9 protein-coding genes are annotated in these 14,198 nt (G+C 36.4%); 1 reads left to right on the forward strand and 8 read right to left on the reverse strand.

The window, feature by feature from the left end:
* Nucleotides 1-77: 77 nt before the first annotated feature.
* The gene (locus IQ05_RS07105; protein ID WP_144891439.1) at nt 78-2,966 is read left to right on the forward strand and encodes an alpha-amylase family glycosyl hydrolase; all 2,889 of its coding nucleotides are present in this window, start codon (nt 78-80) and stop codon (nt 2,964-2,966) included.
* A gap of 113 nt (nt 2,967-3,079) precedes the next feature.
* On the opposite strand, the gene acs is transcribed toward IQ05_RS07105, so the two are convergent.
* From acs to IQ05_RS07150, 8 genes are all read right to left on the reverse strand, one after another.
* Nucleotides 3,080-4,987 carry an acetate--CoA ligase gene (gene acs / locus IQ05_RS07110; protein ID WP_144891441.1) on the reverse strand — a complete coding sequence of 636 codons (1,908 nt, stop codon included), beginning with the start codon at nt 4,985-4,987 and terminating at the stop codon, nt 3,080-3,082.
* Between the two features lie 14 nt (nt 4,988-5,001).
* Nucleotides 5,002-6,900, reverse strand: coding sequence for an acetate--CoA ligase (locus tag IQ05_RS07115; protein ID WP_144891443.1), 1,899 nt, complete (start codon nt 6,898-6,900; stop codon nt 5,002-5,004).
* Nucleotides 6,901-6,915: 15 nt separating this feature from the next.
* Entirely contained in the window at nt 6,916-7,278 is a 363-nt protein-coding gene (locus IQ05_RS07120; protein ID WP_144891445.1) for a response regulator transcription factor, read from the reverse strand.
* A gap of 3 nt (nt 7,279-7,281) precedes the next feature.
* Complete coding sequence (locus tag IQ05_RS07125; protein WP_144891448.1) at nt 7,282-9,987, reverse strand: sensor histidine kinase; 2,706 nt, start codon at nt 9,985-9,987, stop codon at nt 7,282-7,284.
* Between the two features lie 330 nt (nt 9,988-10,317).
* Nucleotides 10,318-10,545 (reverse strand): DUF6814 family protein, encoded by a 228-nt coding sequence (locus IQ05_RS07135; RefSeq protein ID WP_144891452.1) that lies wholly within the window; start codon nt 10,543-10,545, stop codon nt 10,318-10,320.
* Nucleotides 10,546-10,556: 11 nt separating this feature from the next.
* On the reverse strand, nt 10,557-12,092 hold the full coding sequence (locus IQ05_RS07140) for an MFS transporter (RefSeq protein WP_144891454.1): 1,536 nt from the start codon (nt 12,090-12,092) through the stop codon (nt 10,557-10,559).
* Nucleotides 12,093-12,113: 21 nt separating this feature from the next.
* On the reverse strand, nt 12,114-13,493 hold the full coding sequence (locus IQ05_RS07145) for a porin (RefSeq protein ID WP_144891456.1): 1,380 nt from the start codon (nt 13,491-13,493) through the stop codon (nt 12,114-12,116).
* A 101-nt stretch (nt 13,494-13,594) separates the two neighbouring features.
* Nucleotides 13,595-14,014 (reverse strand): IS1 family transposase, encoded by a 420-nt coding sequence (locus tag IQ05_RS07150; RefSeq protein ID WP_144891458.1) that lies wholly within the window; start codon nt 14,012-14,014, stop codon nt 13,595-13,597.
* Nucleotides 14,015-14,198 lie beyond the last annotated feature (184 nt).

The following is a 14,198-nucleotide window of genomic DNA, read 5'->3' on the forward strand; positions in this document are numbered from 1 at the left end:
TTTTTTTTTTGATAAAAAAGGGCTGTCAAATACCGATAGCCCTTTTTTTATTTCACTACATCTAACTCATTTAAACCATGAAAAAAATACTATTTTTTGTGTTATTTGGTGTATCTCTATCGGTTTTTGGGCAACAACAAAACATAACGTACGTAATTACTCCCTCAACTTTTGAAGAAACTAATTCTATAAATATTACCATCAATGGGAGTAGTCTAAATGAGTCTGCTTGGGGAGTAACGGGCAATGCTTTGTATATTTGGGCATGGTCTTTTGACATCAATGATGCAAATATTGTTGATTGTCCTACTAATGGTGCGTGGACAGCATCGAATGAAGTGAACCGATTTACGTATGATTCGGGCTCAGATACCTACACAAAAACATTTACTCCAAACACTTTTTACAGTAGAAACGGGATCGGAAGAATTGGTTTTTTAGTAAAAGCTAAAGACGGTACGGGAGATAAAAAATCGCAGGATATAATCAATGAAGTAGGTTCGTTTCAAGTAACATTGACTGCTCCTTCAGAAAACAGCGCAACTGTCATTTCTACTGGCGGAAGTTTGAATATTTCAGCTTTAAATTCGGGTGGTAGTGCGAGTTATGTATTAAAAGCTAACGGAGTAACAGTAAACACAAACCCTGCTACTGCTAATTACAATTTTAATCAAACGGCAATTACTAGCAATCAAAATTACGAACTTCAAGTAACTCAAGGTACCACAACAATTAGTAAAAAATTTAGCGCTATTGTAAACCCAAATGCGGTTAGCGAAGTATTGCCAGCTGGTTTAGTAGATGGAATTAATTATAATACTGCCGATGCCTCAAAAGCAACACTTGTACTTGATGCGCCATTTAAAGATTTTGTTTACGTTGCAGGAAGTTTTAATAATTGGCAACCTACAGACGTTTATGCTATGAAAAAGGACCCGACCTCTGGGAAGTTTTGGTTAGAATTAACAGGCTTAACATCTGGAGTAAATTACACCTATCAATACTGGGTTGTTGATGCTACTCCAAGTGCTGGATCACCATCACTTGTAAAAACAGCCGATCCGTATTCGACGCTTGTATTATCTCCTTTTGATGATGGTGGAATCTCAGCAGCAAAGTATCCAAACATGCCTGTATATCCAGTAGGGCAAGAACGTGAGGTTACTGTTTTACAAACGGGTAAAGCACCTTATAACTGGAGCAGTGCTACCACCAACTTTGTGAAGCCAGAAAAAGAAAAACTAGTTGTTTACGAATTATTAGTACGTGATTTTGATGCCAACCGCAGTTATCAAGATTTAATTAATAAGATTGATTATTTCAAAAATTTGAAAATCAATGCAATTGAGTTAATGCCAGTGATGGAATATGAAGGCAACGAAAGTTGGGGATACAACACCTCATTTCACATGGCATTAGACAAGTTTTATGGTACTTCTGATAAACTAAAAGAATTTATTGATTTGTGCCATCAAAACGGAATTGCAGTGATTCTTGATGTGGCGTTGAATCATGCTTTTGGTCGTAATCCTATGGTTCGTATGTGGATGAATGATCCTGACGGTGATGGCTGGGGCTCTCCTTCTGCTGAGAATCCTTATTTTAATACAACAGCCATGCACAGTTACAGTGTGGGTGAAGATTTTAACCACCAGCAACTTAGAACACAAAACTACGTGCAACGTGTCATTAAACAATGGGTTGAAGAATATAAAATTGATGGATTTAGATGGGATTTAACCAAAGGGTTTACCCAAAATTGCCCAGCTAATGTGGCAGGTGGTCAGGAAAATTGTACTGGAAATAGACAGCAAGATAGAGTAGAGGTATTGCAAAAATATGCCGATTATTCTTGGAATTTAGATCCAAATCACTATGTTATTTTTGAACATTTAGGCGGAAATGACGAAGAACAGCAATGGGCAAATTACAGATTGAATGAAACTCCAAGTAAAGGAGTAATGATGTGGGGAATTTTGACGGGTCAATACAACAATCTTACTAAAGGATTTGCAGGAAATATATCAGGAATGAACGCTTCCAGTAGAGGGTTTACAGCGCATCGATTAATGGGTTATGCTGAAAGTCATGATGAAGAACGTTTGATGTACAATAACTTACAGACCGGTAATAGTTCTGAAGCCAATCATGATGTTAAAAACTTGAATATTGCATTATCAAGAATGTCTGCTTTGGGAGCCGTTTCATTATTGGTTCCTGGACCAAAAATGATTTGGCAATTTGGGGAGCTAGGTTGGGAAAAGTCTATCTTTTCTTGTAATAATGGCGTTGTAAACACACCTTCTGATGGTACTTCTGGCGATTGTAAGCTAGATACAAAACCACAACCGCAATGGACTGGTAACTGGCTTGGGGATACCAATAGAAGTAAAATTTACGATGATTGGGCCAAAATGATTACTATGAAAACAATCGAACCGGTTTTTTCTGGTGCCGCAAGCATTGCAAACACGAGTTCGTTATACCCTAACATTAAAATTACAAACAGCGCTTTGGCTTCAAGCCAATTAAAAGATGTTTTGATTCTTGCTAATTTTAATGTAACCGCTCAAACAGTTCCATCTGGTTTTGCTTACACAGGCACATGGTATAATTTGATGGACAATAGTGAAATTGTAATTGCAAGTACATCACAACCAATATCTCTACAGCCAGGTGAGTTTAAAATATACGGAAATAAAACAGCTTCTTTGGCAATTGCCGATTATGAAAAATCACCAACGATTGTTTTGTATCCAAACCCAGCAACTGATTATTTTACATTGAATGAAACTATTTCTAAAGTGCAAATTTTTTCTATCACGGGACAATTGGTTAAAAGTTTTGATGCTACTAAAACAGCAGGATCTCCATTTTTAGTTAGTGATTTGAATCAAGGGCTTTATATCGTAAAAACATTTAATGAGAATAATTTCATGAAGGTCTTGAAGTTATTGAAGAATTAATATTTGGTTGAATTAGTGAAAAACGGCTGTCCCTAAAAAGACAGCCGTTTTTGTATAAAAAAAAACTGCTCCAGAAATGAAGCAGTTTTTCAACAACAAATTAAAACTAAAAATTAAATTTTACCATCCTTGATTTCGTCCACAATTTCAGGGTTTAATAAGGTTGAAGTATCTCCAAAATTAGAGTAATCTCCTTCGGCTATTTTACGTAGAATTCTACGCATGATTTTGCCAGATCGGGTTTTGGGTAAACCAGAAACAAACTGAATTTTATCCAACTTTGCAATTGGACCTATATGATCTGATATGTGTTGATTAATTTCTTTACTCAGATTTTCTCTATCTCTATATTCTCCAGTTTCTTTTAGAATTACAAAGCCATACAAAGCATTTCCTTTAATATCATGCGGGAAACCTACAATAGCACTTTCAGCAACCGCTGGATGTTCATTGATGGCATCTTCAATAGGTGCTGTTCCAAGGTTATGACCAGAAACAATTACAACATCGTCTACGCGGCCCGTGATTCTGTAATACCCAACTTCGTCACGCAAAGCGCCGTCACCAGTGAAATATTTGCCTGGAAAGGTAGAAAAATACGTGTCTTTGTATCGTTGATGATCACCCCAAATAGTTCTAGCAATTCCTGGCCAAGGGAATTTAATACATAAACTTCCCGTTACTTGATTGCCTTCAATTTCGTTGCGCTTTTCATCCATCAAAACAGGTTGGATTCCCGGTAATGGTAATGATGCATACGTAGGTTTAGTAGGTGTTACAAAAGCAATTGGCGAGATCATGATTCCTCCGGTTTCGGTTTGCCACCAAGTGTCCACTACAGGACATTTTTTATCCCCTACATGGTTGTTGTACCAGTGCCAAGCTTCCTCATTAATAGGTTCTCCTACGGATCCAATGACTTTTAAAGAAGTCAACTGGTATCGTTGTACAAATTCTATACTTTCTTTCGCTAAAGCTCTAATTGCTGTTGGAGCAGTATAGAATTGAGTGACTTTATGTTTCTCAATAGTTTGCCAAAACCTACTGAAATCAGGGTAGGAGGGAACGCCTTCGAAAATTACTGTCGTAGCTCCATTCAATAAAGGGCCGTACAAAATATAGGAGTGTCCAGTGATCCAACCAATATCAGCAGTACACCAAAAAATGTCGTTGTCCTCGTAATTAAAAACATTCTTAAACGTATATGCAGTATACACCATATAGCCTGCAGTAGTATGAACCATTCCTTTTGGTTTTCCTGTAGAGCCAGAGGTGTACAAAATAAACAACGGATCTTCGGCATCCATAATTTCAGCCACGTTATTGTCTGAGGCAGCGTCTAGAAGTGGCTGTAACCATTGATCACGACCTTCTTTCATAGGTATTGTGGTATTAATTCTTTTTGCAACTAAAACCTTTTCTACGCAATCGCAACTCAATAAAGCTTCGTCAACGATACTTTTTAAATCAATTGTTTTATTGCCTCGATAACCACCATCTGAGGTGATGACCATTTTACAAGAGCTGTCATTAATACGAGCTGCCACCGCCGATGCCGAGAATCCCGCGAAAACAACAGAGTGAATAGCGCCTATTCTAGCGCAAGCCAGCGTAGTTATGGCTAGTTCTGGAATCATAGGCAAATAAATGCATACGCGATCCCCTTTTTGTATTCCTTGCTCTTGTAAAACATTAGCCATTTTGCACACTCGCTCGTGTAGTTCGTTATAGGAAATGTGCAAAGCGGTTTCGGTTGGATCATTGGGCTCAAAAATGATGGCAGTTTTTGTTCCGTTTTTGGCTAAATGTCTGTCAATACAATTTTTAGTGATGTTTACTTTGGCTTCGGTAAACCATTTTATCTCGGCTTCGGCCATATTAAAATCAACCACTTTATCCCATTCTTGGTACCAAGTAAAGTTTTCAGAGGCTACTTTGTCCCAGAATTTTTTTGGTTCACGAACTGATTTTTTGTAATGTTTAAAATATTCCTCTAGATTATTGATTTTATAGTAACTCATGATTTTGATAAATTTTATAAATTATAACTACCTATTTTATGTTTTTGCACTGTTTGTGTAATTTCGTCAATAATGGCTTCGTCATCAATTGTAGATGGAATTTGAAAGTTTTCACCATCAACAATACTTCGCATTAGTTTTCTCAATATTTTTCCGGATCGTGTTTTTGGCAAACGTTGCACTACAACTACATTTCGCAGTGAAGCAACGGCCCCAATTTGCTGCCGAACCAGTTTTATAATTTCTTGTTCTAATTGGTATTGTTCCATTTCGGTTCCTAGTTTAGTCACAACCAAAGCCAGCGGAACTTGTCCTTTTAGCTCATCGTGAATGCCTATTACAGCACATTCTGCAACGCAAGGATGAGCAGCCACAACTTCTTCCATTTCGGCGGTTGATAAACGGTGTCCCGCAACGTTAATGACATCATCGGTTCTTCCGGTAATAAAAATATAACCGTCTTCATCTTTGTAACCGCCATCTCCAGAAAGGTAATAGCCATCAAATTTGCTGAAGTAACTGGCCTTAAATCGGGCTTCGTTTGCCCAAATTCCTAATAAGTTTCCGGGTGGCAATGGTAATTTTATGACCACAAGCCCTTCATAATTTGGACCTAGTTCTTGGCCGTTTTCATTGAAAATCTTAATGTCATAGCCACAAACTGCTTTTGTAGCCGAACCAGATTTGACAGGCATTTTTTCGATTCCAAGAGAGTTGGCAATCATGGGCCAACCAGATTCGGTTTGCCACCAATGGTCTATAACAGGAATCGGGATGTGTTCTTGATACCATTCTAAAGTGGCATTATCACAGCGTTCTCCTGCTAAAAATTGATTTTTTAAACAACTTAAATCGTATTGTTTGATGAATTCTCCGTTAGGATCTTCTTTTTTAATGGCTCTAATGGCAGTTGGCGCTGTAAACATGGTGCCTACTTTATGCTCCGAAATGATTCTCCAAAACGTACTGGCATCAGGTGTTTTTATGGGTTTGCCCTCAAATACAATGGTTGTATTTCGGTTTAATAACGGGCCGTACAAAATGTAGCTGTGTCCCACTGCCCAACCCATATCCGACGCTGCCCAAAAAACTTCATCTTGATTTACGTTGTAAATATGTTTCATCGAGAATTTCAATGCAACGGCATAACCTCCAGTGTCTCTTACAATTCCTTTTGGTTTTCCTGTAGTTCCAGATGTGTATAAAATATAAAGCGCATGATTAGAAGGTAAGGCAACACAGGCTGTCTCTTCTGATCCGTACACTAAGGCGTCATAATCTACATCATACTTCTTAAACGGGATTCTAGCGCCTAATTTTCTATTGAAAACGATAACTTTTTTTGGTCGGTGACTCGCTAATGCAATGGCTTCATCAACTAATGGCTTATAGGCAATTAATCGATCTACTTCTATTCCTGATGAAGCAGTAATAATGGCACGTGGTTTACAATCATCAATGCGGATAGCCAATTCATGTGGTGCAAAACCACCAAAAACAACCGAATGTATTACTCCAATGCGGGCGCAAGCTAACATTGCAAATGCTGTTTGCGGAATCATAGGCATGTAAATAATGGCCGTATCGCCTTTTTTTAACCCTAATGCAAGCATGCCACCTGCTAGTTTTGCTACTTCGGTTTTTACCTCAGAGTAAGTATATTTTTTTACGGTTTGTGTTACAGGAGAATCATATATAATGGCAACTTGGTCGCCGTATCCATCTTGAATGTGTTTGTCAAGGGCTAAATAACAAATATTCAATTCTCCGTCTTTGTACCATTGCGGATATCCATTTTCATCTTTCGATAAAATTGTCGCGGGTTTATTGTACCACTCAATTGCATCAGCTTGTTGTGTCCAGAATTGTTCTGGTTGTGCAATACTGTCTTCGTAAATTTTGTTATAATTCATGGTATTGAATGTTTTTTAGGATAGTAAATCATGTACTTGCTCGACTAACTTTTTGATCGAAAATGGTTTCACGACATACAAGTTAGCACCTAATGAAAGCCCTTTTTCAATGTCTTTTTCTTTATTTTTTGCCGAAAGGAAAATTACCTTGCAATGTTGCAAACGTTCCTCTTTTTTTATTTGTTCCAATGTTGCAAAACCATCCACCATGGGCATCATGACATCCAGAATAATAACGTCTGGGAGTTTAGTTTGCAAAATGTCCAATGCTTCTTGTCCGTCACGGGCTATAAAAACCTCAAAATTGTTTTTTTTGAAGGTATATTCTAATGACATTACAATGTTTGGTTCGTCATCTACAATTAAAATTTTTTTCATGTTTTAATTCGTTTCGCTTGTATTATAATTGGGTAATGTAAAAGTAAAAGTGGCGCCTTCAACCTCATTCTTTTCACTCCAAATGGTTCCTTTATGATGTTCTATAATTTGTTTGCAAATGGCTAATCCTAATCCACTTCCTATTGGTTTTTTTATGTTTTGGTTCCGAGATTGATAGAATTTATCAAAAATAGCTTCGGCATCTTCTTCTTTAATTCGTTTGCCGTTATTGTGAATTTTGACAGCTACATTTGTTTCATTCTCAAGGATAGAAATAGTTATTTTTCCATCCGTTTCTGAACAAAATTTTATAGCATTAGACAATAAATTATGGATTACTTGTATGATTCGTTCTTCATCATAAAAAGCCTTAATGACGTGATCGGTTTTGTCAAAGTCAATTGTGATTTTTTTGTTTTTAATTAATTGATTTAATGAAGTTATCGTCGTTAAAATCGTTTTTGTAATGTTGTTTTTTGACAAGTAGATTTTCTGTTTTCCCGTTTCAAATTTTTCTAAATCCAATATTTTATCAATCAAACGATTCAAACGATCCGACTCTGAAATGATGTTTTGCAAAAACTGCTTTTTCAATTCTTCGGGAATAGCGTCATCATCATGCAAGATTTCGCTTGCTGCGCGAATTGCTGTTATGGGCGTTCTCAATTCATGGGTAACGGTATCTAGAAATTCATCTTTTTGGATGTCTTTATTGACCAATTCCTGATTGGCATTTTTGAGTTGTTCTGATATTTTTTTTAATTCGTTCGAAGTGTCCGTCAACATCTTGTTGATGATAATGTTTTCTTTGGATTCCTCCAAAATTCGCAATACTTCGGGCAAGCTGATTTTGTCTTCTTTGACTACACTTGCAATTAATATTTTGGCGGAAGCCGTACCAATGTGCCCTGTTAGTAAATTCTCGGCAAACTTTATAAATCGGGCATCAGCAGTGGTCACGTTTTTATCAATGTTATATTTTAAATTGAAAATACTCAAAGCTCGTTTGGTGCGTTCTTCGCCAAGAAAGCGAAGCAATACTTTTTGAATATCAGAGATGTATGCTGTTCCTTTCCATACAAAAGCATTTTCGTGATTGGTGATGTATTGGTCAATATCCACAAACATTTCGGCATAATTGCGTTCTCTGTAATTTCCTTTGAAACTTACCGATACTGCGGCATAACTCATGATGTTAATTAATAAGCTCCAAAAAACAGCATGCGGAATAGGCTCTAAATAATCCAATCCAAAAAGTTGAAAAGGCTTTAAGAGTGAAATGCCCCAAGGCCCTTCGGTAACAAAAAGACTGACTGAATTTGTCATGCCGGTTGCATACGGAATTAATAAGGTATAAAAACAAACTGCAAATCCGACAATGATTCCTGTGATAGCGCCATTTTTTGAGCCTCGTCGCCAAAAGATAGCACCAAAAAAGGAGGGCGCTAATTGGGCAATGATAACAAAGGCTACTAAGCCTATTGAAACCAGTGAATAGTCTAGAATAAATAATCTGTAAATGGCATACGCCAAAATAATTAGAGAAAAAATTCCAATTTTACGGCTGTTGACAATGCGTTTGCTATTTTTTTCTTGCGACGAATTTTCTAAGGAACCTATAAAGCCATACGGAATCAATAAGTTGTTGCTTAACATGGTGGCTAGAGATATAGACGAAACGATAATCATGGATATAGCTGCAGAAAATCCACCCAGAAAAACCATTACCGTCAAGGTATCGTTGTCAAACAATTGCGGAATAAGTAAGGAATACGTATCTGAATTGTGTCCCTTGCCTTCAAAAAGGATGTTGCCGCCCCAAGCAATTGGGAATACAAATATATTGAATAGTAGTAAATACAGCGGGAATAGCCATATTGCAGTGCGTATATGAGTTTCTTTATTGTTCTCTACTATGGCGGTATGGAATTGTCGTGGTAAAAGAAATATGGCAAACATGGATAAAACACAAAGGAAAAACCAGTTCATAGCATCCGTAATGCCACCAATGGTATTTTTTTTGTCAAAATCTTTTAGAGTTGCTGCTTGTTTATAAATATCATCAACGCCATCAAACACAAAATAGGTTACATAAATCCCTATGATCAAAAAGAAAATTAACTTTAAGATCGACTCCATTGCAACAGCAGTAACAATACCTCTTCTTTTTTCAGATGCATCAACATATTTAGTTCCATAGTAAGAGGCAAAAAGAGCTAGAGCAAGACATACATAGGTTGTAGTATCAGTAAAAATATTTGAGCTTGCTTGTGTTTTTGTTACAATATGAAAGGTATCTGATATCGATTTGAGTTGTAAGGAAATATAGGGTAAAATTCCAAAAATACAAACTATGGTAACCAAGGCACCAAGAAATCTACTGTTTCCGTACCGTAAAGAAATAAAATCTGCAATGCTGGAGATTTTATTTACTCTCGAAATTCGGATGATTTTCTTGAGGATGATCATCCAAGTAGGGATGATTAATATGGGGCCAAGATAAATAGGTAAGTATCCTAAACCGGATTCTGCAGCTACGCCAATGCTGCCATAATAAGTCCATGCAGTACAATATACGGCTAACGAAAAAGAATAAATATAAGGATTATTAGTCCATTTGGAGTGGCTTCTTTTTTCAGACCAATAGGCAATGTAAAAAAGAATAGACACATAGAGTACTAATATTAATAAAAGACCTATACTATTCATAATACCTTTTGATAATTAAATACGAGATTGCAATTGAAAAAAGCCATGCCGAGAAGATATAAACATAGACAATTGGAAATCCAAAAATAGGTTTTGAACTGTCAAATAAAAGTAAGAGTGGCATGTTCAAGGCCAATAGCATTAGCATTGAAAGAATAACGAGTTTTTGTTCATGTCTCTTTTTCATACAAAATGGGATAGTCTAATTGATGCGTTTTTTAATAAGGAGTAATTGTTCCTGCACGTAAAGCAAATGACTTTTCGTTCAACGTTGCTTTAAATAAGCAATCTCTACAATTGATTGTAGAGATTGCCAAAATAATGGTTTGCTTAATCGTTTCTTTCGTCATAATCACCAGCGAGAGCATAGTAACCAAAGGTTCCAAGTCCCGCCACGATTAACGGAGTGAGTACAAAAAGGATAATAATTCCAAATACTAAATCTTCTTGTTTTCCTGATGTAAATTTGGGTAACCCAAATTGGAAAATACAAAAATAGGCTGCAGCTGCTGCACATGCAATCCAAACGATTCCTAAAAGTCTTTTTAATTGATTCATAGCTGTGTTTTTTATACGTGAGCGTTTTTATCTTTATTTTTTATGTAAACCATTCCAATGGTAAAACTGATAGCAGCAATAACAATTGGGTACCATAATCCTTCTAAGTAATATTCAGGATGACCTAAATCTTTCGCATTGGTTACAAAGTAGGTTGATATTGCGGGTAGTAAGCCACCAAAAATTCCGTTACCTACGTGATAAGGCAATGACATGGAAGTGTATCTAATTTTTACCGGGAACATTTCAACAAGGAAAGCAGCTATAGGACCGTAAACCATTGTAACAAATATCACTTGAATAAAAACTAAAAATATTAGTGTCCATTTGTCACTAGAGTTAATTTTTATAGTGGTTTTAGTTTCAACTTTTGGTTTTCCGTCAACTATTTTTGCAATACCGTTTTCTAAAGATACTGTTTTTACTTCTACTAATGTTGTACCATCTTCATACTCTTTGTTAGTAGTATAGATAGAGTCCATGGTTTGTTTCTTGTTTTCTTTTAATTCGGCAAGAATTTTAGTGTTGGCAACCACTTCTGTTTTGTTTTTTACATTAGTCGTTTCAAACATCTGTTTGTAGATTGGTCTGTACAAGAGGATAGCAATTAGCATTCCCCCCATCATAATGTATTTTCTACCCACTTTATCACTCAACCATCCAAAAAATATGAAGAATGGAGTACCCATAATTAATGCAATCCCAAGTAAAGTATCTACTTGTGAGGAATCAATTGACATAACCGTTTTCAGGAAACTCATTGCGTAAAATTGTCCTGTGTACCAAACGACACCTTGTCCCATTGTTGCGCCAAATAAGGCGAGTAAGACAAATTTCAAGTTGTAACGGTTTCCAAAACTTTCTTTTAGTGGGTTAGTACTCGTTTTTCCTTCGCTTTTTGCTTTGGCAAAAACAGGAGATTCATCCATATTTTTACGAATCAAATACGAAACTCCTACCATAACAATGGATACCCAAAACGGAACTCTCCATCCCCATTCGTCAAATTGTTCTGGAGAAAGAAAGTTTCTCGTAGCTAAAATTACCATCAAGGAAATAAATAGTCCCACCGTAGCGGTAGTTTGAATCCATGAAGTCCAATACCCTCTTTGTCCTACGGGTGCATGTTCAGCTACATACGTTGCAGCTCCTCCATACTCACCCCCAAGCGCTAGTCCTTGAAGCAAACGAAGAATCAAAACTAATAATGGCGCCATAAACCCAATGGTTTCATAAGTTGGAATACATCCTATTAAAAATGTAGCTCCTCCCATCAAAAGGAGTGTAACCATAAAAGTGTATTTTCTACCGATTAAATCTCCTAATCTTCCAAAGAAAAGGGCTCCAAACGGACGAACAACGAATCCAGCAGCAAATGTGGCTAAAGTAGATAGGAAAGCAGCAGTAGGATTGTCAGAAGGGAAAAATTTAGTTGAAATTACAACGGCTAAACTCCCAAAGATATAAAAGTCATACCATTCAATCATGGTACCCATTGAGGATGCGGAGATAACTTTCCAGATTCCTTTTGTTGATTTAGTGCTCATAAATTATGCTTTTAAAATTAGTTATAAATAAATTTGCAATTGTACTACGAAGTCTCCTAATGATCCAGACCTATTTGTTGATGAGGTATAAACGGGTCTCGTTGAATACTGTGTTGTTATTTTTGCATGATGCCCGTCTAAGAAAAAGTTTGAACCTATATCGAATTGTGTGCTTGTTTGGGCTAAAGCATCAAAGTCCTTGTACGTAACTGCTCCAAAGGGTTGAATTCTAATCTTCGGTTTTGCTTCTTTATTGGGTAATAAAATCCCGGCTTGTGTGTACCAGATCGTTCCAGAACCAATTGTAGGTTGCGCATTTCCAGGTCCTGAAATAGCTCTGCTACCTGTGAAATTAGGATCTACTGATCCAATATTCATAATACCCACATTACGTAAATAATTAGGTCCAAAATCATAATCATAAAGTACACTGTAACCTGTTACAGCCATTTTGTTTTCTTTTTTTCCAATGGGTAAATCTAGAAAAACGTCAGCAGATAAAAGTGTAATATCGTGCTTGTTGATTGTGCTGTTCACAGAAGATCTTGTAGCATCAGGAGCATTATAAAAACCAGCACCTACATTGAATACTTTCTTAGTTCCTAAATAACTACCTACTTTAAAGGGTAGTACATTTGCTTCTTGATCTAGAAATTGATATTCAAAATATCCAGCTTTCGACCATTTTGTCATACCACTGTTATCAACCGCTACGGCGTTATCTGCGGTAGTAGTGTTTGTAGGAACTACATTAGTGGCGTAAGGTTTGTTGTAACTCAAGCGATATTCTAGTTTTCCATATTTACCTTTTGCAAACAGCCCCATTTGTCTAGCAAATTGATCTGAGTTTTCAATCAAGGGCCAGTTAAATATAGGAGCATCAATAGTAAGGAAGTTAAGTGTAGATGCCATTGTTAATCTGGATAAACCCATGTAGTAATGCAATCCTGCACCCAGTGACATACTAAATTTTTTGTCTTTTTCTGGAAGTACAACCGCATATTCATTCCATGCATCGTGAAAGAATAAGCCTGGTTTTTTTCCTGCGCCATAGGCTCCAGTTCCTGAAGATCCTGCTGCACCACCATTAGTAAAAGTTTGGTTGTTAATCCCAAAATGGGTCAAAATCATGTATCGTTTAGATACTTGTGCATAGGCTAGAAAACGCAAACGTCTGTTCCCTATATCGGTTCCAGTTGTTGTTGCTTCGCCACCAATCATTGTACCGGGATTCATTTGAGAGGAACGCATCCAGATCTGGTTCCATGCAATGACACGCATGAATTTAGAACCGTCTTCGTTCAGGTTAAATTTCATGCCAGCACCGTAGTCAGTGGAGCCTTGAGAAAAACCTTGCAGTGATAGTAGGAGTACTGCCGCTGAAAACAATATTTTTTTCATAAATAAAATTTTGGTTAGTAAATGGTCGGTTAATAAAGTGCCAAATTCTATTTTTTTATTGTGAAAAAAAATTCAGATATATTTTTGTGTAAAGTCTATAGTTAATCCTTGAATCGTTCCCATTTAATTAGCATGAATTTATCTCCCAGTTCAGTGATAATCATTCCTGCACCAGATAATAACGCTTTGTTCTTTAAGTATTCAATTAGTTCTAAGTGACTTAAAATTTTGTAGGTAGGATGGTAATTTGCATGAGATGGTTTTTTTATGTTAAATGATTTTACCCAATTGCTAATGGTGACATGCGAAACGCTAATAATACGTTCGATTTCTCGAAAACTCAATCCTTCCAAATAAAGTTGTAAGGCCTTAGTAACATAGTAATCATCAATCTTTTTACCCAATTTATTTACGGTAAAAAAGTAGCGGCATTTTTTACATAAATACCTTTGTTTATTGTTGATTACTCCGCTTTTTGTGATTTGGGTTCCTTGACATTTTGGGCATGCTAAAAGCTCCATGTATATAAATTTTGCATAAATATACTAAATTAGCAACATTATAAATTAGAATTATTTAAAAAAAAATAAATAAACATATATACTGTTTATTTTTACCTATGATTTGTTGTGGTATTATCAGTAAAATAAGGTTTTGACTGTAAAGTGACTTTAGAAAGAGAAGATTTAGTGTGGTAATAGTAAA

This window comes from Flavobacterium tiangeerense, assembly GCF_007830355.1.
Lineage (GTDB): Bacteria > Bacteroidota > Bacteroidia > Flavobacteriales > Flavobacteriaceae > Flavobacterium > Flavobacterium tiangeerense.

Coding starts and splice junctions, on each gene's coding strand:
- acs (WP_144891441.1), bottom strand. CDS start 4,987: ATGAGTTACTATAAAATCAATAATCTAGAGGAATATTTTAAACATTAC.
- IQ05_RS07115 (WP_144891443.1), bottom strand. CDS start 6,900: ATGAATTATAACAAAATTTACGAAGACAGTATTGCACAACCAGAACAA.
- IQ05_RS07120 (WP_144891445.1), bottom strand. CDS start 7,278: ATGAAAAAAATTTTAATTGTAGATGACGAACCAAACATTGTAATGTCA.
- IQ05_RS07145 (WP_144891456.1), bottom strand. CDS start 13,493: ATGAAAAAAATATTGTTTTCAGCGGCAGTACTCCTACTATCACTGCAA.
- IQ05_RS07125 (WP_144891448.1), bottom strand. CDS start 9,987: ATGAATAGTATAGGTCTTTTATTAATATTAGTACTCTATGTGTCTATT.
- IQ05_RS07140 (WP_144891454.1), bottom strand. CDS start 12,092: ATGAGCACTAAATCAACAAAAGGAATCTGGAAAGTTATCTCCGCATCC.
- IQ05_RS07135 (WP_144891452.1), bottom strand. CDS start 10,545: ATGAATCAATTAAAAAGACTTTTAGGAATCGTTTGGATTGCATGTGCA.
- IQ05_RS07150 (WP_144891458.1), bottom strand. CDS start 14,014: ATGGAGCTTTTAGCATGCCCAAAATGTCAAGGAACCCAAATCACAAAA.
- IQ05_RS07105 (WP_144891439.1), top strand. CDS start 78: ATGAAAAAAATACTATTTTTTGTGTTATTTGGTGTATCTCTATCGGTT.